Annotated in this window: 27 protein-coding genes; 12 read left to right on the forward strand and 15 right to left on the reverse strand. The window is 24.6% G+C overall.

What is annotated here, in order from left to right:
- Positions 1-166 precede the first annotated feature (166 nt).
- From MSROBK_RS08955 to MSROBK_RS08985, 7 genes are all read right to left on the reverse strand, one after another.
- The gene (locus MSROBK_RS08955) at positions 167-1,117 is read right to left on the reverse strand and encodes a hypothetical protein (protein WP_159373261.1); all 951 of its coding nucleotides are present in this window, start codon (positions 1,115-1,117) and stop codon (positions 167-169) included.
- A gap of 3 nt (positions 1,118-1,120) precedes the next feature.
- The gene (locus MSROBK_RS08960) at positions 1,121-1,777 is read right to left on the reverse strand and encodes a hypothetical protein (protein WP_105629013.1); all 657 of its coding nucleotides are present in this window, start codon (positions 1,775-1,777) and stop codon (positions 1,121-1,123) included.
- 24 nt (positions 1,778-1,801) lie between these two features.
- Positions 1,802-2,512, reverse strand: coding sequence for a hypothetical protein (locus tag MSROBK_RS08965; protein WP_105629014.1), 711 nt, complete (start codon positions 2,510-2,512; stop codon positions 1,802-1,804).
- The gene (locus MSROBK_RS08970) at positions 2,505-2,783 is read right to left on the reverse strand and encodes a hypothetical protein (protein ID WP_040092467.1); all 279 of its coding nucleotides are present in this window, start codon (positions 2,781-2,783) and stop codon (positions 2,505-2,507) included. The genes MSROBK_RS08965 and MSROBK_RS08970 overlap by 8 nt, the downstream gene beginning before the upstream one ends.
- Positions 2,783-3,475, reverse strand: coding sequence for a PBSX family phage terminase large subunit (locus MSROBK_RS08975; RefSeq protein WP_040094143.1), 693 nt, complete (start codon positions 3,473-3,475; stop codon positions 2,783-2,785). Before MSROBK_RS08975 ends, MSROBK_RS08970 begins: the two co-directional genes overlap by 1 nt.
- A gap of 81 nt (positions 3,476-3,556) precedes the next feature.
- Positions 3,557-4,243 carry a phage terminase large subunit gene (locus tag MSROBK_RS08980; protein ID WP_040094145.1) on the reverse strand — a complete coding sequence of 229 codons (687 nt, stop codon included), beginning with the start codon at positions 4,241-4,243 and terminating at the stop codon, positions 3,557-3,559.
- Positions 4,236-4,634 carry a hypothetical protein gene (locus MSROBK_RS08985; protein ID WP_040092461.1) on the reverse strand — a complete coding sequence of 133 codons (399 nt, stop codon included), beginning with the start codon at positions 4,632-4,634 and terminating at the stop codon, positions 4,236-4,238. The genes MSROBK_RS08980 and MSROBK_RS08985 overlap by 8 nt, the downstream gene beginning before the upstream one ends.
- A 251-nt stretch (positions 4,635-4,885) precedes the next feature.
- Here MSROBK_RS08985 and MSROBK_RS08990 point away from each other — a divergent pair, with 251 nt between their 5' ends.
- The 7 genes from MSROBK_RS08990 (at position 4,886) to MSROBK_RS09020 (ending at position 12,284) form a co-directional block, all read left to right on the forward strand.
- Positions 4,886-6,229, forward strand: a complete 1,344-nt coding sequence (locus tag MSROBK_RS08990) for an Mbov_0401 family ICE element transposase-like protein (RefSeq protein ID WP_084217920.1) — start codon at positions 4,886-4,888, stop codon at positions 6,227-6,229.
- Positions 6,230-6,442: 213 nt separating this feature from the next.
- Entirely contained in the window at positions 6,443-6,607 is a 165-nt protein-coding gene (locus MSROBK_RS08995; protein WP_227991238.1) for a hypothetical protein, read from the forward strand.
- A gap of 47 nt (positions 6,608-6,654) precedes the next feature.
- The gene (locus MSROBK_RS09000; protein ID WP_040094147.1) at positions 6,655-8,022 is read left to right on the forward strand and encodes a glycine--tRNA ligase; all 1,368 of its coding nucleotides are present in this window, start codon (positions 6,655-6,657) and stop codon (positions 8,020-8,022) included.
- Positions 8,023-8,045: 23 nt separating this feature from the next.
- Positions 8,046-9,923, forward strand: a complete 1,878-nt coding sequence (gene dnaG, locus MSROBK_RS09005; protein ID WP_040094149.1) for a DNA primase — start codon at positions 8,046-8,048, stop codon at positions 9,921-9,923.
- A gap of 5 nt (positions 9,924-9,928) precedes the next feature.
- Positions 9,929-11,251, forward strand: coding sequence for a sigma-70 family RNA polymerase sigma factor (locus MSROBK_RS09010; protein ID WP_040094151.1), 1,323 nt, complete (start codon positions 9,929-9,931; stop codon positions 11,249-11,251).
- Between the two features lie 11 nt (positions 11,252-11,262).
- Complete coding sequence (locus tag MSROBK_RS09015; RefSeq protein ID WP_040094153.1) at positions 11,263-11,925, forward strand: tRNA (adenine(22)-N(1))-methyltransferase; 663 nt, start codon at positions 11,263-11,265, stop codon at positions 11,923-11,925.
- Positions 11,925-12,284: a Nif3-like dinuclear metal center hexameric protein gene (locus MSROBK_RS09020; protein ID WP_052443540.1), complete on the forward strand. Its 360-nt coding sequence runs from the start codon at positions 11,925-11,927 to the stop codon at positions 12,282-12,284. The genes MSROBK_RS09015 and MSROBK_RS09020 overlap by 1 nt, the downstream gene beginning before the upstream one ends.
- A 120-nt stretch (positions 12,285-12,404) precedes the next feature.
- On the opposite strand, the gene MSROBK_RS09025 is transcribed toward MSROBK_RS09020, so the two are convergent.
- The 5 genes from MSROBK_RS09025 to MSROBK_RS11240 form a co-directional block, all read right to left on the reverse strand.
- Complete coding sequence (locus MSROBK_RS09025) at positions 12,405-12,791, reverse strand: transposase family protein (RefSeq protein ID WP_084218050.1); 387 nt, start codon at positions 12,789-12,791, stop codon at positions 12,405-12,407.
- A gap of 89 nt (positions 12,792-12,880) precedes the next feature.
- Entirely contained in the window at positions 12,881-13,279 is a 399-nt protein-coding gene (locus tag MSROBK_RS14160) for an IS5/IS1182 family transposase (protein ID WP_040092905.1), read from the reverse strand.
- Positions 13,264-13,716, reverse strand: a complete 453-nt coding sequence (locus MSROBK_RS14165; RefSeq protein ID WP_040094157.1) for an IS5 family transposase — start codon at positions 13,714-13,716, stop codon at positions 13,264-13,266. Before MSROBK_RS14165 ends, MSROBK_RS14160 begins: the two co-directional genes overlap by 16 nt.
- Before the next feature lie 137 nt (positions 13,717-13,853).
- The gene (locus MSROBK_RS09035) at positions 13,854-14,207 is read right to left on the reverse strand and encodes a S1 RNA-binding domain-containing protein (protein ID WP_052443440.1); all 354 of its coding nucleotides are present in this window, start codon (positions 14,205-14,207) and stop codon (positions 13,854-13,856) included.
- 113 nt (positions 14,208-14,320) lie between these two features.
- Complete coding sequence (locus MSROBK_RS11240) at positions 14,321-14,647, reverse strand: DDE-type integrase/transposase/recombinase (RefSeq protein WP_040094159.1); 327 nt, start codon at positions 14,645-14,647, stop codon at positions 14,321-14,323.
- An 88-nt stretch (positions 14,648-14,735) separates the two neighbouring features.
- Between MSROBK_RS11240 and MSROBK_RS09045 the strand changes: the two genes are divergently transcribed.
- From MSROBK_RS09045 to MSROBK_RS09055, 3 genes are all read left to right on the forward strand, one after another.
- Complete coding sequence (locus MSROBK_RS09045) at positions 14,736-15,011, forward strand: IS3 family transposase (RefSeq protein WP_040092565.1); 276 nt, start codon at positions 14,736-14,738, stop codon at positions 15,009-15,011.
- Between the two features lie 32 nt (positions 15,012-15,043).
- Positions 15,044-15,844 (forward strand): IS3 family transposase, encoded by an 801-nt coding sequence (locus MSROBK_RS09050; RefSeq protein WP_242441494.1) that lies wholly within the window; start codon positions 15,044-15,046, stop codon positions 15,842-15,844.
- 78 nt (positions 15,845-15,922) lie between these two features.
- Positions 15,923-16,369 (forward strand): hypothetical protein, encoded by a 447-nt coding sequence (locus MSROBK_RS09055; protein ID WP_040094164.1) that lies wholly within the window; start codon positions 15,923-15,925, stop codon positions 16,367-16,369.
- A 29-nt stretch (positions 16,370-16,398) separates the two neighbouring features.
- Here the strand turns inward: MSROBK_RS09055 and MSROBK_RS09060 are convergent, their stop codons facing one another.
- The gene (locus MSROBK_RS09060; protein WP_040094166.1) at positions 16,399-16,884 is read right to left on the reverse strand and encodes a lipoprotein; all 486 of its coding nucleotides are present in this window, start codon (positions 16,882-16,884) and stop codon (positions 16,399-16,401) included.
- Between the two features lie 89 nt (positions 16,885-16,973).
- Complete coding sequence (locus tag MSROBK_RS09065) at positions 16,974-18,320, reverse strand: ribosome-inactivating family protein (protein ID WP_040092751.1); 1,347 nt, start codon at positions 18,318-18,320, stop codon at positions 16,974-16,976.
- Positions 18,321-18,760: 440 nt separating this feature from the next.
- Here MSROBK_RS09065 and MSROBK_RS09070 point away from each other — a divergent pair, with 440 nt between their 5' ends.
- Positions 18,761-19,087: a S1 RNA-binding domain-containing protein gene (locus tag MSROBK_RS09070; RefSeq protein ID WP_040094168.1), complete on the forward strand. Its 327-nt coding sequence runs from the start codon at positions 18,761-18,763 to the stop codon at positions 19,085-19,087.
- Between the two features lie 39 nt (positions 19,088-19,126).
- Here the strand turns inward: MSROBK_RS09070 and MSROBK_RS09075 are convergent, their stop codons facing one another.
- A complete protein-coding gene (locus tag MSROBK_RS09075; RefSeq protein WP_040094169.1) occupies positions 19,127-20,863 on the reverse strand; it encodes a hypothetical protein in 1,737 nt (578 codons plus the stop codon).
- A gap of 107 nt (positions 20,864-20,970) precedes the next feature.
- Between MSROBK_RS09075 and MSROBK_RS09080 the strand changes: the two genes are divergently transcribed.
- A partial coding sequence (locus tag MSROBK_RS09080; RefSeq protein WP_159373262.1) for a UPF0236 family transposase-like protein occupies positions 20,971-21,714 on the forward strand: 744 nt, incomplete at its 3' end.

Raw genomic sequence — 21,714 nt, forward strand, 5'->3', positions numbered from 1 at the left:
TAATAAATCTCTTGAATTCATAACTTTTTTATTAAATTGACCTTTAATAATTGGCCGACCAATTACAGGCATATCAAAAAAGATAGGATTACCATAAAATTTAACTGCCATTGCTCTAACCCCCGGTCTTTTAATAAAACTTCATCTAATTCAACAATACCTTTATTTAGTTTTCATCATAAGTTATTTTAGGAAAACAATAACCTTCACCTGGGGCACTTGTTTGTATAAATTGTCTTACTGATAAACCACTATTACTAATTTTGTCATTAATACTTGAAAATGTAATTTCTTGTCATAAAAAACTACCATCATAAGGTGAATAATAATTAATAACATTAGATGGATATAATCATTGTCTATCTTGTGGTGCAGAATTAATATTACCCCCACCAATATTTAAACCACGGTCATTAAATACAGTATAAAAATTATAATAATCATTAATATTTAATTTATTGACATCTTCATCTAAAATTAATAAAGTATATTGTCTTTCAGTTGATTGTTGAGTAAATACTTGTTCAAATTTAGCTTCACCAAATTGAATTGAACTTCTATCATCAATCATATAAGCATCTCAATATTTCCCAACCTTAACTTCTTTAGTATAAAAATTATCTGCTTTATTATCATTATTCATAAAATAACTTAATTTATATTGCTTTAAGTATTCTAGCATTCTATTAATATCATAAATATTTTCACCATCAATTAATTTTCAATAAACATTATTATTTTCATCTTTTAATTTTATAGCAAATGGTGTTTCATTATTGGCTCATATAGTTGAATTAATTGGCTGTTTATTAAAATCATCAATCGTTAATATATTAATTTCTTCACCTTTATATTTTTGTACTATTTTTAAACTATTTTGTCATTGAGCAATAGTACTTTCCATATTATCAAATATGCGTGAATAACTACCATAATCACTTGGTTTTGCATTATTAGGTTTTCATCCTGTTTCAGTATCAGGGATATATGAACTATAAACATTAAAAGGAAATACCATTCAATGACGATTGTCTTTTATGTTTTCTCTGATATCTATTAAAGTATCGTGGGCTTGTCTTCTTAATTCTTCGATAACTCCGGGATTAATTCTACTCATTTGTTAATTCTCCTTAATTTCTGTTCTACCTTGTAAGGCATTTTGATTATTACCAGTTTCATCATATTCTAGTAATTTATTATTATGTTCAATTTCTTTGGTTTGCATTTTATCTTGTCATTTTTCTATTTTTTCAAAATATTTGTTTGCTTCTAATTCATCAATATTATCATATTCAGTAATTGCTCTTATTGGTTCCATTGTGCCATTATCTAATCTAGCAGTAATTAATTCATTTTGTCGCATTTGGTCAACTAAACTAGCACTAACAAAATCAAAACCATAAGGTCGTTCACCAACACCATCTCATAAACCATAATATTTTAAAACAGTATCAAACATCTTTGTATAATATTGTTTACGATATGCTTGTAAATATGCTTGTTTTTCTAAATCTTTGGTTTTAGTTAATAAAGATTGTGTTTTATTTTGGTCATTATCTGATTTATCACCAAAAGGACTAGAAAAATGACATGCTAAGTATACTTGTTCAATAATTGATTTTTGGTCTTCGGTATATGTTTCTAAGGTTGGTGTACCTTGTACCACTTGTAAAGATTGTGATAATTGACCATCTACGGCTGATTGACCTGATTGAATAAAAATATCATCAAATACATCTTGCAATACTTTTTTATTGCCTTTGTTATAAGCAGTCATTAAATCATCATCTAATATTCCATATTAATGCGTACGATTTGCTCATCTTTCTTTTGATTTAATATTAAAACTATCTTCTAAATCAAATTGTAATTTATAACAATTTGTCATAGTAGGTCAAGGGTTTAATGTTGTTGAAGTTGATAAAAATAATGGATTAGGTTCATTAATCATTTCTCAAAAAGGGACAATACCTAATTTGTTTTTAAATTCTTGTACTAAAACAGGTCTAACATCATCTTTAATTTGTGTTTTACTTTGTCCAACAACTACTTCATTATTTTTTGGTCAACCTTTAATAACTATTTTATCTTTGGTACAAATTAAATTTAATATAAATCCACTATCACTTTGATGATAATTTAATCAAATATCAGCACCTTGTTCAATTTCATTTATTTTACTTACTCGTGATGTAAAGTTAAAAGGGTTAATTCATAAATCAATATTGCCGTCATTAGTCTCTAATAAACCAAAGATTGTTTTACCCATTAAACTTGCTGTTAATTCATTTTTATCTAATTTTTCTTTTATTTTATAAGTTTCATATCATCAGTTTAATTTTTCTAAAATGTCTTTACGATGAGATTTAAATAAAATATCTTTACCATTTACTAATCGCATTTGATGACGAGCAATAATATTTGCTAAATTAATAGTTCAATCATAATTATAAAATTTTAAAACACTATTAATATCATTTAAATTTGGTAAACTAGGGAAAGTATTATTCATTATTATTTTTCTCCTTTAATTTTAAAATAAGTGCATAATTAATAATATTTACTGTTAATAAATTTGGTTCATTTGCTAAAACTTGTACACATACTTTAACTTTTTGATATTTCTTAATATATTCGTTATATAAATTTAATTTACATATTGCGATATTATCTTTTTTTAATTCTTTACAAAGTCTTTTTTTAACTTGTCCACAAACAGACATATAAGGTCTTTTTGCATTTATTACACGCTCATCATGTATTACATAAATATCTTTTTTCATTAAGTTAATCACTCCCTTTGTTGTCATAATTTATAATCTGCTGAACTATTATGTTTAACCATTGGTACTAATTCAAAGTGTAAAGCATAAAAATCACTATCAAATGTATCATCATATAAATCTAACATTCGTTCTTCTCTGGCATCTGGTTTATCTTCTCATTGAATTAATTCATATTGGGTTTTACTTACAGGACATTTTTCTCATAATCATTTTAATTGATTAGTATTAATTAACATTGTAATTGCCTCAATACGATGCTTTATTTTAAACTTCTGCTTTTGTGCTGGTTTAAAATTCATGTATTGACCAAAAGTATAATTATATTTTTCTCTATTTAAACTTTCTAATGTTGCATAGGCACTATCATCAACATTAATTGATATACCTTGCTGAATTAAGTGAAAATATTGATTTAATTGATTGTTGTAAAATTCTAAAATATCTTTTACTTGTTCTAATGGTCCTTTAAATTGTTGAGTAGCATTTGAGTGTGTATATTCTGCTACTTTATATGCTTTTTTATCAAATGAATTATATATTCAAAAACTCGCTGCTGTTGTATGTCCTTTGGGACTAGTAGAGTTTGCTAAATCAACACCACCTAATAATTTCGTTGGTTGAATAATATCTGTTGCTTGCATAATATCAATATATATTGCAAAGATTGAACCACTAGTATTACCGGGCAATCCTCAACTTCATACTCTTGCTCTTTCAATATCTAATTGTTCTAATCTTAATTGTTCATTAACTTTATCTTGTGGTAATTCTTAATTAAGTCTTCAACTAGAATAATGAATAATAATCTTCATATTTCATTTTTCAATATATTTAATTTGTTCATATTTACTACGCATTATTTGTTCATCAAAAGGCATTAATTCATTACAATAACCAACAATATATCTTTTTAAACTCTCAGGATTACATGTATTAATTGTTATTTTATTTTGATAACCACGAATAGCAAACTCTAAATCACTTAAATCTTTTTGTTGAAATTGGTCACATTCTTCTCTTCAATCAATAACTAATTTATATTTATTCAAATCAGCAAAAGCTTTTAATTTTTCTTTCCGACTTGGTGAATGTAAACCTTTACAATATATTTTGCTCCCATTTGATAAAGTAAAAGTAAAATTAGATAAATTAATAGTATAAGGAATATTATTTTCATCTAACATATTTCATATATTTTGAAATACACTATCTTTTAAATCTTTACTCCAATACATACTAGCAATGATACAAATTGGTTCTTTAATCAATAAACTAATTTTTAATAATTCACCAAACATTTTAATATTTGAAATAGTCTTACCACTATATCGTGTCCCAATTTGATTAATTTCATTAACTAACTCATATTTCTTTGCAAAGGGATATTTATTACCAACATTACTATTTTGTAATAACCAATAAGGTGTTTCTAACAAATAAGTAAAATGATTAAGCATTATTATCACTTTCTTTTTTAATATCTCTAATATCCGTTTGTAAATTAACAATTATTGGCTGTTGATTATTTAAGTTTAATTCTTGTTCTAACTGTTTTTCTTGCAGTGAATATTTATAATTAAATGCTCGTTGTCAATATAATTTAGCACCATCAGGTGATTTCATCATAAAATTAATTATTTCACTTTCAATTCTATCAACTTGTTTTTCAAGCAAAGGAACTATCTTTTCGCTCGCATAAGTATCATATCTTCACTTGCGAGAAAGATTGAATTCATTGGTTAAATCATTCAAAGTATATGGTTTATTAGGTGATTTATTTTCTCAAAATTGCTCTATTTTACGATAAAAAGTCGCCAAACTTGCTGTTTTTGGATTAAATTCTTTCATTTTTACTCCTTTTATATGGTTAAATATAAGTAGAGAAAAACATGTACAGAAGAACTTGACAGGGTTCTTTTTTTTATTATCTATATTTTACATCAAAATAAAAAAAAGTAAATTACTTTACTTTTTTCAGTTAAATTAATTTGCTAATAATTAACACTTAAATTATAACATAATAAATAAAAAATAATATCTTTTTTTGCATTTTTATTATTTTTGTGTTAATGTGTAGAACTAAGGAAAGAGGGTAAAAAATGATGAATGTTGATAACAATTTTTTTAATAATTTTATTAATTTATTATATATACAGAGTATTGAAATTATTCAACAAAGTTCAGAAGATTATGATGAATGAATTTTTAAAAATTACAAAATTGATAAAACTTTAAAAGAATTTAAAGATTATAAAGTAAAAGATAAAATTGAAAGAACATTAGTAATTTTAAATGGAAAAATAACTTTTAAAAGAAGAAGATATTATAAAATTAATCCAGAAACAGGTAAAGAAGAATATATTTTTCCTTTGGATAAACTTTTAGGAATTGAAAAATGACAAAGAATAGATAATTCTGTTAAAGAAAAAATATTATCATTTATTACTGAGAACAAAAGATATAAAGATATTTTAGATACTATGGAGCATGTAAAAATTAGTTTAATGACAGTATCTAATATTATGAAAAATGCAAAAACTGACGAAGAATATTACTTTAATAAAAGTAATAAAAAAATAGATATTCCACACACTTTATATATTCAAATGGATGGGACTTATTTGAAAATGTTAGATTCAACAAAGCAAGGAAGAAAAAAGATAAAAAAACATACGATAGCATGTACTGTACATACTGGGTATGATGAAGAAAAATATACTGTAAAAAGACCTGTAATCGCAAATAAATTAGGTGTTTTTGAAATGGATAATATTCCAGATTATCTTAAAAAAGAAGCAAATTTAAAACCAGTTCTTATAAAATTATTTACTTTAATTGAAACTCATTTCAAATTGACACCTAATATTGAAATTATGATTTTAGGTGATGGTGCATTATGGATTAAAAATACTAAAAATTTTATGCGTCAATATTTTCCTAAAAATAAAATTCACTATACAATAGATAAATTTCATCTTACAAGTAGATTTAAAAAACTATATCCATATCAAAGTAAAAACAAAGAAAATAGAGAAATATATCATAAAGCAGTTGATAATTTTTATAATGGTAAATATGAGGGATTATTACAGTGTTTAGAAGATAGTAAATCTTTTATAAGCGATGCTAAATTAATTTTTTTGAATAAAACTATTAGATTAATTAAAAATAATAAAGAAGGAATTGAAAACCAAACACTATGGAATAATATTGGTTGTGATATTGAAGGTGATATTTCTCATTATTGAAAAGGCACTATAATTAAAAAAGCTATTTATAGTGAAAAAACTATTAGAAATAAATTAAATGCTAGTATGATGGGATTAAAAAATAAAATTAATTTATTTAATACTAATGAACAATTGTTAGAAGAAAATAAATTTAATTATTCAGTTAATAATTTTGTAAATAATAATTTACAAAAAAACTTATATTTTTATTAGTTTTATCTAAGAAATTAAATAACTTTAATAAAAATGTATTTTTTTTGTGGAAAAATTTAAAAAAATAGAAAAATATATTGACAATAAAATTAAAAGTAATACAATCTAAATAAGTAAGTGGTATATTATTCCACAATTTCTAAGATATTAATTTAAGACCCCAAAATAATTTATACGACCACAGATTATCTTTTTTCAATTGAATTAGTAAAAATGTTTAGTACAACGTCATTAGATAATTTTTATTTTCATAACAAAATTAATGTTAAAGAAATGATTATTTTATTTAAAATGCTATGTGAGTATTATTTAATGAAAGTTGGGATTTTTTCTTATAGTATTTATGAAATGCAGAAAAAATCAATTTATTTTAAATAATAACATAGTATAATTGAGGGTGGAGAAATAAAAAGGAGTTATATTTAATGCAATATACATTAGAAGAAGTTGTTAATCATTTAAAAGCACAAGGCTTTGTTTTTCAAGGAAGTGAAATTTATGGGGGTTTAGCAAATAGTTGAGATTTTGGTCCATTAGGTGTTGAATTAGAACGAAATTTAAAAAGTTTATGATGGCAACATTTTATTACAAAATCGAAATATAATGTTGGTCTTGATAGTGCAATTTTAATGAACAATAATGTGTGAAAGGCTTCGGGTCATTTAGGGAATTTTGCTGATCCATTATTAGATTGTAGAAAATGTAAAACCCGTATGCGAGCAGATAAACTAATTGAAGATAATTATCCTGACCTTAATTGTGGGGGATGAAGTAATGAACAATTAAAAACATTTATTGAAGAAAAGAATTTGGTGTGCCCAAATTGTGGAGCGTATGATTTTACTGATATTCGTCAGTTTGAATTAATGTTTAAGACGAATCAGGGTGTGTTAGAAGATGAAAAATCAATTGTTTATTTACGACCAGAAACAGCACAAGGAATTTTTGTTAATTTTAAAAATGTTCAACGTTCATTGCGAAAAAAATTGCCATTTGGAATTGGCCAAATTGGAAAGTCATTTCGAAATGAAATTACACCGGGAAATTTTATTTTTCGAACACGTGAATTTGAACAAATGGAGTTAGAATTTTTTTATGATCCAAATGAAGAAACAGATTGATTTGAATATTGAGTTAAAGAAGTTACTAAATTTTTAAATTTGATTAATTTAAATCCTAAGAATTATCTTTTTTGTAACCATGAAGCCAATGAATTAGCCCATTATGCTAAACACACAATTGATGTTGAATATAAGTTTCCATTTGGAACAGGTGAATTATGAGGGATTGCTGATCGTGGTGATTTTGATTTGCGTCAACATAGCATAACGAGTAAACAAGATTTAAGTTATTTAAACCAAGAAACAAACGAAAAAATTTTACCCCATGTTATTGAACCATCAGTTGGGGTTGGGCGTTTAATGTTAGCAATCTTATATGATGCTTATTATGTTGAACAAGTTGGTGATAATGATTCACGAATTGTTTTAAAATTAAGTCCGTTGTTAGCACCATATCAACTTGCTGTTATTCCATTAAGTAAACAATTAAATGAAGTAGCTTATCAATTGTATGAAAAATTATTAAATCAATTCCAATGTACCTATGATGAAACGGGAAACATTGGAAAACGTTATCGTCGCCAAGATGCAATTGGAACACCATTTTGTGTTACTTTTGACTTTGAATCATTAGAAGACCAAAAGGTTACTGTTCGTAATCGTGATACAATGGTGCAAGAACGAATTGCTATTGCTAATTTAGAAGAGCATTTTCAAGCATTATTAAAATAAATAATTAAAAGGAGGAGGAAGGTATGGCATTAATTAGTAATGAAAAGATTGATTTAATTCGGTCAAAAGTAAATATTGTTACAGTAATGTCAGAGTATTTATCGTTGGAAAAACGGGGACGAAATTATTGAGCTGTTTGTCCTTTCCATCAAGATTCACATCCTTCAATGAGCATTTCACCAGAAAAACAAATTTATCGTTGTTTTGCTTGTTCAGCTGGTGGCAATGTTTTTACTTTTTTACAAGAATATGAAAATATTAGTTTTATTGAAGCTTTAAAAAAAGTTGCAGGAATGACTAATATTTCCTTAGATGAGTTAACAACTTATCAAGAAAAAGCAAAATATGATGAAACTGATAAATTAATTTTTGAAATTAATGCTTTAGCACAAGCTTATTTTAGCAATAACTTAGCAACAAAAAAGGCTCGTGCGGCAAAAGAATATTTAGCAACAAGAAAAATTGATGAACAAGCGATTGAGTTATTTAATATTGGTTATGCTGAAAGTGGTTTTGATCATTTATATCATTTTTTAATTAAAAAAGGCTATAGCATTAATGATATTCAACAAACCGGATTAATTACGATTAAAAATGAGAAAGTTTATGATTATTTTAATAATCGAGTTATGTTTCCAATTAAAAATGAGGATAGTTATATTATTGGATTTTCGGGGCGTGTGATTGGGCAAGATGACAACGTTGCAAAGTATTTAAATACCCCAGAAACAAAAGTCTTTAAAAAAGAACAATTAATGTATAATATTCAACGAGCAAAACCATTTATTCGCCAACAAAATAATTTAATTTTGTTAGAAGGATATATGGATGTTATTAGTTTAGATAAATTAGATCTTAAAAATACCGTTGCATTAATGGGGACAAATTTAAGTGATTATCATATTAAGGAAATTAAGAAGTTAACAGGTGAATGCTTAGTCTTTTTAGATGGTGATCAAGCAGGAATTAATGCTAGTTTAAAAGTTGCAGCAAAATTATTAGTTAATAATTTAAAAGTAAAAATTGTTTTAAACGAAACACAGCAAGACCCCGATGAATTGGTCAATAGTGGTCAGGGAGAATTAATTCAGACAATGTTAACCCATGCAATGCATCCAATTAATTTTGCACTGGATTATTTTAAAAATAAATTTAATTTAGAAGAAGCAAATGAATTAGAAGAATTTATCAATGTTGTTGGAACTTTAATTAAAGCAAGCCCCAATCCCTTAGAACAAGAACTAGCAATTAATAATTTGGTAAGAATTACGGGAATTTCAAGTGAAACAATTCAAACAAAAATTACCCAAATTAAAGTGTATTATAAACCAATTACAAATGCTTCAACATTAGACTCACCTTCACCAGTTGTTGTCCCCGAAGTTGCAAAGGCCGCACAAAAGTCAACATCCGAAATTGTTAAAGATTCTAAGGCCATTAAAAAAACAAAATATAAAATTAAAAGTTTAAAACGTTATATGTTAGCAGAGCAAAACATGTTATTACAATTACTTGTGTCGCGAAAGGCCGTTGATTTTTATCAGACAAAAATCGTATATTTGAATTTTAATAGTTATCGACTGCTAGCAAATGATATAATTATGTATTATAATAGACATTTAGGGGCAGAAAATGTTAATATTAATATGTTGTGTGAAGAAATAAATGATCCGGATTTAAAGAAGATGTTAATGGACATTATTGATAAATCAACGATTAAAATTAAATATAATAAGAAAGAATTAGAAGACTATGCGCTGCTAATTGATGATTTTGCCAATGAAAAAGAGATTGCAATGCTATGAAATAAACTAGAAAAAGCAAATAATCTGATTGAACAACAAACCATTTCAATGGAAATTGATAAGATGAACCAACGTTTAAAGTTTAAAAAGGGGTAGAGAGAATGGGATTATCAAAAAAAGACATCAGAGAAATAAAAACTTTTGATGAATTTAAAGATTATATTAATAAATTTTTAGAAGAAAATAACAATGAAATTGAACAAGAAAAATTAATTACTTTAATTAATGATCATTTTGAAATTGATGATAATGATGTTGACGAGTACTTTGAAGAATTAGTTGCTAATGGGGTTGAATTTAGCGATGTAAATTTAGAAGAAGTCGAAGAAGTAATTAAACCAGGAAAAAAACAAAGTGAGGATAAGTTGCGCTACAAAGTTGGCGGAATTTCAAATGAAACTAAAATTCAAGATATTATTAAAGCATACTTTAATGTTTTAGGAACAAGTAAAATTCTTACCCGTGAAGAAGAAATTAAATATGCTAAAATGCTGGAGGCAACAGATCCCGAAGAAAAACGTTATGGACGTGAAAAGTTGATTACTTCAAACTTAAAGTTAGTTGTATCGGTTGCTCGTAAGCATTTAAACCGGGGGTTAGATTTTTCTGATTTAATTGAAGAAGGAAATATTGGTTTAATGAAAGCGGTTGATAAATTTGACTATACACGTGGATTTAAGTTTTCAACATATGCAACATGATGAATTCGACAAGCAATTACACGAGCAATTGCTGATCAGGCACGAACAATTCGAATTCCAGTGCATATGGTTGAAACAATTAATAAATTAACAAGAATTGAGCGTCAGTTAACGCAAGAATTAGGTCGTGAACCAAGTTTTAATGAGATTGCTGAAAGAATGGGGCAGGGAATGACTGGTGAAAAAGTGCGTGAAATTAAGCGCTTATCAATTGAACCAGTTTCATTAGAAAAGCCAATTGGAGATGAAGATGACACTCATTTTGGTGACTTTGTTGATGACAAAGATATTTTTACTCCTGATGAATATGCTGAGAAAGAATCATTACGAGAAGTAATTGATGAAGTTTTTCATGAGATTTTATCAGCACGTGAAGATAAAGTAATTAGAATGAGATTTGGAATTTTACCAACAAAATTAAGAACTGTTTTAAGATTGGCAAAGGAATGTGAAGATGAAACTTTTCCAGAATTGGTGCAAACAGTAAAAGCGTTAGATATTCATTATGACACACCAATTGAAAAGGTTCAAAGTCGAAAAAATAAACTAATTGATAAACATTTGTCGAAATACGATTCGCCAAAAACCTTAGAAGAAGTGGGAAAAGAGTTTAAGGTTACTCGTGAGCGTATTCGTCAAATTGAGGCAAAAACAATTCGTAAATTTAAACCAAACCAAGCTAATTCAAAAGCAAAAGTATTAAAAGACTTTTTTAAAGGATAGGTGTTTAAACCATGGATAGATTATCAGAACGCTTATTATTAATTGCAAAGCAAGTTAATGATAAAGACGTTATTTGTGATATTGGAACTGATCATGCAATGATTCCAATTTATTTGGCAAAAGGAAATTTAATTACCAAAGCCTATGCTTGTGACATTGCAGAAAAACCATTAGCACAAGCAAAAAAAAATATTGCTAAATATCAAGTTGGTGAAATTATTACCCCAATTTTAGCAAATGGTTTGCATGGACTTGCCAATATTAAAATTGATTCATGTATTATTTCGGGATTAGGTAGTGCTAGTATCCTTGAAATTTTACAAAATGATTCAGATCTAATTGATCGTTATATTTTGTGTTCAAATGATGACCCAACTATTTTACGACAATGAGTTAAAGCAAAAAAATATTTTATTGAAAAAGAACTTTTAATTAAAGAAAATGAAATTATTTATGAAATTATTGTTATTAATAAAGTTGCTGGGCAAAAAGTTAAAAACAAAAGAGACATTCTGTTCGGGCCAGTATTGCGAAAAGAACAAACTAAACTTTTTCAAGAAAAATGATTATTAAAAAACGATTATTATCAAACATTATTAAATAAAATTCCAGTCAAAACAAAACGTTATCAAGAAATTAGAGCAAAATTAAAAATGATAAATAAGGTGATTTAATGTTAATTAAAAAATTATATCAAGAAATTGAAACTAATTTTCCGTTAAAAACAACAGCGAAGTGAGATTATAGCGGTTTTCAATGGGAATTTAAACATAATGAAATAACGCAAGTTTTTGTTAGTTTAGATTTAACAACAGAAGTGATTGATGAAGCCATTGCCCAAAAAGCAAATGTGATTATTACGCATCATCCGTTTTGTTTTAATAAGAAAAAAGTATGAGCACAAATTAAGTATAAACAAGAAATTTTAAAACGGTTAAAAGAACATCAAATTTCGGTTTATGCGGTTCATACTAACTATGATGGTTTAATAGACTTCTTGCATTACTTGTTAAAAAATTGCAAATATTTGTAAAAAAGATACTAATAGAAAAATATAATTTTAATTAATTATGTTTTTTATTTAAAAATTTAATATTTTTCCACAACGAAAAATTAATTTATTATTTAAATTATTTAATTTTAAATAAATATTTTATGTTAAATATAATAATTGTAAATTATAAATTGAGGCAATTAAATTAAATCTTAAACCAAATCTTTTTCTTCGATTACGATATTTTTCTGTAATAATTTTAAATTTTTTAAGAATAGCAAAAATATTTTCAATAATAATTCTCATTTTTGAAACTAGTCTATTATATTGCTTTTGTTCTTTGTTTAAAGGGTTTTTCTTTGTTTTCTTTGTAGGTATTAGAACATTATTGTGATTTTTTTGTATTCCTTGATAACCACTATCAACTATTAATTTGGTATTTTTTAAAATTGGGATTTTTGATTCTTTAAATAGACTTCTTGCATTACTTGTTAAAAAATTGCAAATATTTGTAAAAAAGATACTAATAGAAAAATATAATTTTAATTAATTATGTTTTTTATTTAAAAATTTAATATTTTTCCACAACGAAAAATTAATTTATTATTTAAATTATTTAATTTTAAATAAATATTTTATGTTAAATATAATAATTGTAAATTATAAATTGAGGCAATTAAATTAAATCTTAAACCAAATCTTTTTCTTCGATTACGATATTTTTCTGTAATAATTTTAAATTTTTTAAGAATAGTAAAAATATTTTCAATAATAATTCTCATTTTTGAAACTAGTCTATTATATTGCTTTTGTTCTTTGTTTAAAGGATTTTTCTTTGTTTTCTTTGTAGGTATTAGAACATTATTGTGATTTTTTTGTATTCCTTGATAACCACTATCAACTATTAATTTGGTATTTTTTAAAATTGGGATTTTTGATTCTTTAAATAAAGCATAATCATGTTTTTTTCCGAGCGAAAAACTTGTTGCAATAATTTTTTTGGTTTCTTGTTCGATAATTACTTGTGTTTTGATCGTGTGTTTTTTCTTTTTACCAGAATAAGATTGTTTTTGTCTTTTTTTGGGCGTTGGATTGGAGTTTCGGTAGCATCAATAATAATATTTTTATCATTAAAATAATCATTTATTAGTGCTTTTTTACCAGCAAGTTGTTGAAAATCAGAGTTTTTAATTAAAATATCTTCAATTCACTTAATATTACGATAACAATTAGCCTCACTAATATCAAAACTTTTACCAAGATGAAAATAAGTCTGATATTCTCGTCAATATAATAAAGTCATCAATAATCTATTTTCTAATGATAATTTATTAGTTTTACCACCTTTTTTAAATTTTTCTATTTCAGCAACTTTTAAAATATCTAACATTTTATTAAAAGTGGATTTTTTTATTCCTGTTAATTTTAACCATTTTCTATCATTAAGAGTATTAAATTTATTATTGTTCATATTTTTATGTCCTTGTATACTGTAAAACTAAACCATAAAAAGTTAAAACTATTATAACAAATTAAAAATAAAATACAATAAAAAAGTAAAAAGTAGTATAAAAACTATTTTTTACTTTTTTATTGTATTTTACTAATTTATTCATTTTCATTTATTTTATTAATATTTTCAATATTGTCTGTTTTATTTTGTTTTTTATTTAAGTTTTGGAATGCTGTTTTTATTTCCTGAATTTCTTTATCATCATTTTTTAATAATTCAGGGTGACAATTTTTATAACTTAATTTAAGATGTTTTCTAACTATATTAAAATCAAGCACATCAACTTCAATTTCATCACCAATATCAAAAAAATCTTTAATATCTTTAACAAAATAATCTGAAACTTCACTAATATGGATTAAACCATCAGCTCTTTCTGCTCTACAAAAAGCACCATAGGGAGTAATATTTGTTATTTTTACAATAATTTTGTTATTTTTATCATACATATATTTTTTCTCCTTTACTAAAATCTAATTATATTATTAAAATGATGAAAATAATTTGTTAAACACAAAAATAATTAATAAATTTTATTATTTTTATTATATACATTAACTAATTAATGAACAAATATTTTTTTAAAATATTGTTTTGATGTAAAATTTTCTAAACAAGGTCTTATTGTAGTATTTAATATATTTAAAACATTTTTTAATCTACTACGAATATTAATCAAAGGTTCATTTGATCCAAATCATCGCCTTATATCTCTATTTATTCGTTCAACTAATGCTTTTTGTTTTGGTTTACCAGGGTCACAAAAATAAACTCTTATTTTAAAAGATTTTTCTATTGGTTTTCATTTATAAAATTCTTTTCCTCTATCTGTCAAAATACAACTAAATTTATTACTGCCAATTTGTCTAATCATTTTCATTAAAACCATTAAAACAATACTGGATGGGTTAAGATAAATTGGACAACAATAATGTGGAGTAAGGATTATAATTAAATTAATAAATGGAGGTGTAATTATGGCAAAGAATCATTATACCGATGAATTTAAACAACAAATTGTTAGTCTTTATAAAACAGGTAAAACAGCAAAACAATTGTCCAGTGACTATCAGGTCGGTAAATCAACAGTTTGAAAATGAATTTATGAATTCAATAATTCTGGTTCATTTAAAGCAAAAGATAATCGAAGCCCAGAAGAAAATGAACTAATTCATCTAAGAAAAGAAATTAAACAATTACGAATGGAAAATGATATTTTAAAGCAAGCCACACTGATAATAGGCAAAAAATAGTAATTATTAAAAACAACAAAGAAAAATATGCAATTACTAATTTATGCAAAACACTAAAAGTTCCTAGATCAACGTTTTATTATCAATTGAAATCAAATAATCCTAAATCAAACCATACTATTGATAATGCTGTTATCAGTATTTTCTTAAAAAGTCGTAAAAATTATGGCACAAGAAAAATTAAAGTTATGTTAGCACAACAAAATATTTTATTATCACGAATAAAAATTAGTAAAATAATGCAAAGATATAACTTAATTTCCAATTATACAAAACTTAAATATAAACATCAAAGTAACAAAAACGCTATATACAAATATCATAATTTGTTAAATCAAGAATTTAATAATTATAAACTACATGAAGTTGTTGTCAGTGATTTAACACAAGTTGCTATCAATAGCAAATGATATTATGTGTGCTTTCTAATTGATTTATTTAATCGTGAAGTTATTGGTTATGATGTTAGTTCTCATAAAGATGCCAAATTAGTTGAAAATACTTTTAAAAAGCTTAGTTTTTCTTTAGATAATATTAAAATATTTCATACTGATCAAGGCAGCGAATTTAATAACAATATCATTTACAATCTTTTAGCTAAAAACAATGTTGCAAAATCTTATAGTAAACCAGGCTGTCCTTATGATAATGCTGTTTCTGAATCAACCTATAAAATTTTAAAAACAGAATTAATTAAAAACAGAAAATTTAAAAATATTGAACAATTTAAATTAGAATTATTTGACTATGTTAATTGATACAATAATGTACGAATTCACAGCAAATTAAATTATTTAAAACCAATTGAATATAAAAATCTTTACTCTACATAAAATTTGTCCAAAAAACCCTTGCCATTCCAAGACTATTATTCACAACGATATAGATTACTTTATTCTAAAACATTTTGAATGGATATGACTAAAAATTTAGTTGTAGATAATATTAAAATAACTTATGATAAAAAATTATTTAATTTAAATCAAATTGAAATATCTGGTATATGAGGTTATGGAAGCTATGATATAAATATTTTTATTGAAAAACCAATTGAAAAAATTATTGAAGGAAAATATATAAACTTAGAATTAATCGAAAAAACACAAATTGGAACTAAAGTCAGCGGAAAAGATAGAGATACATATTTACAATTAATAGAATTTAATGTTTGATATTTATATAAAAATGGTATTGAAGATGAAAAATCTTATTCAAACATTGCGGTTGTTAATTTTCTAAAACAATCAAATAGTGTAATATTTTTATATCCATCAGTAAGAGAACAAATTAATATTGATAATTTACAACTATTTAATAAAAACAATGAAAAATTATCATTAATTACATTAGAAATATAAAAAAGTCATTTTAATAAATGACTTTTTTATTAATTAACTTTTATAATACCATCTTTACCAACAATTAAATTGGGCATATTTGTATCTAAATTTCATCGATAAATTGTTTTAAATCTAGGAGCAGGTCAATCACTTATAACACTATAAGAACGAATAACGATTGTTCCATGTCCCCTTATTCATTCTAAATTTAATTTATAATTTTCATCTTCATTTTTATTTTCAATTTCAATACTTGGATGTCATCTATTTATTAAAGTATTATTTTTAAACTTAGTAATATTTCAATTATTAGTTTTTCATACAACAAAATATCATTTATTATCAATTTGATTAAATGGTTTTTCTTGTGGTGCTATTCATTCTAAAATACCATCTTTTGTATCTATTTTGTATTTTTCTTTTTGTTTTTTTAATTGTTCTTCACTATATTGTGATGTATTACAAGCAACTAAACTGGTTGTACTTGTTCCAATTAAAGTTATTGTTCCTAAAAGACTTAATATTTTTTTCATATTTATCTCCTTTGTGTTTTTTATAAATTTTGATAATTTAATTAAAAATAAGAATAAACTCAATTTATTCCTATTATAAGAAATTTTAATTATTTATTATTTAATATTCTTATATTTAAAAGAAAAGCCATTAAAGCTGGAGAAATTCTACTAGAATTATCATTAACAGGATCTCAAATTTGCACACCATTATTCATATTATTTACTCGTCTTATAAATTCTTGACTCATTGAACCTCAATTAGTTAATAAATTTGAGAAATAGCTTCTCCATGAAATAGGATTATTATTACGTTGAATCGTACTAATTATATTGTTAAATCTAAGTGATTCTGAAGTAGCTAAAATTATACGCATTAAATTTGATGATATATTTATTCTTTGTTGATTGCTATTATTAAAAGATGCTAAAAATCGAAAAGAACTAAATAATGATTGTGAAGAAATATTAAGATCTCCATCAGCGATTAAATTAGTATAACTTCCTCCAAAATTTAAATTAACATTAGTTAAATGATTAATTCCTAAATTTGTTCTATAAGTACTATCTGAAAAATAATAATATGTTCCATCAGCACTATTTTGTCTACCATTATCTTCTCTTAATATAAATCCTTGAAGATATAAATTTGATCTATCAAAAACTAATTCAACAGTATTATTTAAACTAGATAAACCTTGAAATTGTATACCTATAATAAAATATCCATTTTGGTTAGTTAAACGGTAAGTGCCGTTCGTTCTGCCAAATTGTTCTATTATTCCTTCTCTATTTAAATAATCTACAACACTAATTAAAGAATCATAATATTGACTAAGATTGTCATCTCATTCATCTATTACTAAATTTGGTGCATAATTATTTTGATTATTATTACTTGTTCGTCTAACTAATGGTCTAGTTATTAAATTAGGAAATTTTTCTATTAAAATATTTGGCTCTCACAATTTATCATTCATTATTATAAATTTTTCAGTATGAGGTCCGGTTGAAAGATTTCATACACGATTATTTAAATTATTTTTATAATGAAAAATTGTTGAATTTGCTTTTTCTGATCAAATATCAATAGAATAACCATTTTTATAATCAATACCATTTTGTAAATTATATTCTCTAATAATATCATTTAAAGATTTATTTTTATTAATAAAAATTGTTTTAACAATATTTTTATTTTCATCTGTAATACGAATAGTTACTGAAGTATCAAATTTATTATCAGCATATCCAAAACCACCAAATTCAATTTTTTTTGATAAAACATTAAAATCAATTCTTCCTCTTGATGGTCCCCATCCTCATTCTTCATGATTATCTTGAAAAGATATTCTTGTATCTGAATTATTGTAAGGATAACTTATATTAGCAACCAATGTTGGCATTGTAGTTCCACTAATAGTTAATACACTTAATAAACTTAAAAGTTTTTTCATTTCGTTATTTCCTTTATTTAATCTTGCAAATTTTTATCAAGACCTATTGACATTATATATATATATATATATATGCAAGTCAAGCATTTTTAAATATGTTTATTTTAGAAAGGAGGTGAATATATGTTTATTATTGTGATTATACTGCATTAATCTGGGCTCGCGGTGATTTTCGATAGTTTTGTGAAAAATAACTTAAAGTTTAAAAAAACTTTTGCCGCGCTTTTCAAAATACTTGGGAAAAATTCTAAGCGTTAAGCGAAGAATTTTATAAAGGTTCCCAAATTTGTTTGAAAGAATCTCAAAAATTTTTTTAACTTGTAAATCATTTTATCACAAAAATTTAAGAAAATCAACCGCTCGCCCAATTCCTGCAAATGATTTTTTATAGTCTTAATGATATAATTAAATTATTTAAAGAAAGGAAGTATATTTAATTTATGTATAAAAAAGGAAATAAAGTTAATGTTAAAATAACAAACGTTACACCTTATGGTGCTTTTTGTAGAGAAGAAAAGGCTGATGGTTTAATCCATATTAGTGAAGTTTCAGATTACTTTGTTAAAGATATTAAAGATTTTTTTGATATTGGTGATGAAATTGAAGTTGAGGTGTTAGATTTTAATACAGTTAGAAAACATCTTAAATTAAGTTATAAAAATTGTCATCCTGAACTATTGAAAAATGATGATGGTAATGAAATACAAGAAAAATCACCTAGTTTAGAAAAGTCATTAAATACCAATTATTTAATAAATAAAAAGTAAATAAAATTTATAAATGTTAGAAGGTTTTAAAAACCTTTTTTATATTCTCATTTTAAAACGATATGGATAAGAACCATAAAACAAAGCATCATATGGGTCATGATACATTTTACTATCGGGTGTGTTTGTTTTGGTGTCACTAAATCTTAGTTCACTAATGCATTTATCTAAAAATGGAAAGTTATCTAATGTGCCATATATTTTGCCTTGAACAAACATTTTTCTTATTCATGTTACACGATTTATTATACCTGCTTCTTTATTAAGGGATGTCTGATGTTTTTTGGCTTTAAACATTTTAATTTTATAACCCAAATAAGGATAAATATCTTCTTGTAATTTTTGCATAAAGTCGTGGGCATTAATATCATAATGAAATGTAGCATATTCAAAATCATCAAATTTATCAAATGTATTAATTATTCATTGTCCATAATATTCAACTATTTCATTTAAATTCATTGTGTTTTTAGGTGTAACAACATTTTCTTCAATTAAATATTTATCATATTCATTATTTTCATTAATTTTATAACCACTAAATAAAAACACTGTATGGTCTTCACTACCATTAGCATAATCCACACCAATTGAATAACTATCAAATTGATACTGTTTTGTATTGGAATTATAAAAATCTTGTAAATTATACTCTTTAATATATTTACGATAATTTCGTAAAACATAAATACTGGGGTCATTATCGTTATATTCAAAACCGTAGTATTCAAGTTCAAATAAATCAGGTCGCTCTTCTTTATTTGCTAAAACAAGTTTTTTAGTAATATCAGGTATTTTATTTCATACAGAACCCATTGTTAATCGTAAATTAAAAATACCCAAACCATTAAATGCTTGTTTGTTTTCTGAATATACTTGGTTATGTTCTTTTAAAATATTTTTAATTCTTTCATTTAAGGGTAAATATGGGGTTACAAATTTTTCATAAAATACATGGTATTTATCAAAAGGATTAAAAGTAAATTGATTAGAATATGTTTTATGAAAATATGTTGTTACTGTTATATGTTGTTTTGCTATGTTATCTCATTCTTGAAATGTCCAAGATAATTCTTTTACAGGAATAGAATTATCTAGATTATATTGTTCATTATTATTTTCATCGGTATATTTTTCATAAGATACTTTTAAACTTTTAGAACGAAACATTGAAACTCTTAAATTATTATATCTTTTATCTAATTCTTTATCAGTTAAGATTTCTTTTTCTTCGGCATGTATCATTTCATCTGTTCACGCCGATATAATACCGCTACCTTTACCAACTTTACCCATAATTTTATTACCATTAGCATAACCCGCAAAAGCAATGCGAACACCACTAGGAAAAACAATCTCGCCGCCTTCTTTAACATTTTTAGGTCAAACAATACCATTTTCATTGTCGGGTCCTATATCAATCCCATATTTATCATATAGATAATTACAGACATTAATTGTATCGCCAAATGTAGTATCTTCGTGGGTGTTGGCATATCTTCGTAAAATATTAGATGAAGCATCTGTAAAATTACAAGCAAAAAATAATTTTTCTGCTAAATGATTTCATGTTTTATTAGTACCACGCCCCGCTGAAACAAACTTAAAAAAAGTTGGCGAAGTAAAATATCGGGCATAACTATCACCAACAAATTCTTTAAATACTTCTCAATCAAAACCAAAATTATAGTCACTAAAATTCAAATCATATTTTTTATTTAAATGTTCATAACTAGTAATTCGTTTTTTGTTATTAATTTTTGTAAAATCCTGCATTTTTCATGTACCCCCATTTTGATAAAATAATATTAAGTATTAAATATCATAATTTATTAACTAGCATAATTTAAAATATTTTTTTAATTAAGAAAGGAAATTATAAAATGGAATTAAAACAAAATTTATTAGGAAATTATAAAGAAAATAAAATAATAGAAACAAACAATGAAACTAAAAATTTCTTGATTGAAAGAGATAATGAGATATTTAAATTATATCAACAAGGAAAAATATTACAAGGATATAAGGTTGTATCAAAAATACCAAAAACAATTAAAACAGAAGATGGAGATATAACTTTAAAAAGACGAAGATATGTTAAATATGATGAAGAAAAAAATGAATATATAAACCGCTATCCTTTGGATGAAGAATTAGGTTTAAAAAAATACCAAAGAAATGAACAAAATTTAATAAATAAAATTACTTCATTTTTAGGCGATGGAAAAAGATATAAAGATATTTTAGATACTGTCGAAAACGCTAATCTTAGTGAAAGAACAATATCTAATATTTTTAAAAATGCAGATTTAGAAGAAACCGATTACATTAGTAATAAAAATAACAATAAAATTAAAATTCCAAATAATGTTTTATATATTCAAATTGATGGGGCATTTGAACCTATGTGAGAAAATAAAAAAAGAGTTGAAAATAAAATATTTCTTTCAACTATGCATGTTGGTGTTGATGAAGAAAAATCAACAAAAACAGAAAAAAAAATGAAAAAGAAAAAAGGCGTTTTTCAAATGATGAATAAAAATCATAAGAATAAAAATGATAAATCTAATATTGATAATTTTATTGATAAAATTTTTAAATCAATGGATACTTATGATATTAATGAA

Origin of the sequence: Spiroplasma poulsonii, assembly GCF_009866525.1 — a bacterium.
GTDB classification, from domain to species: Bacteria; Bacillota_I; Bacilli_A; order Mycoplasmatales; family Mycoplasmataceae; genus Spiroplasma; species Spiroplasma poulsonii.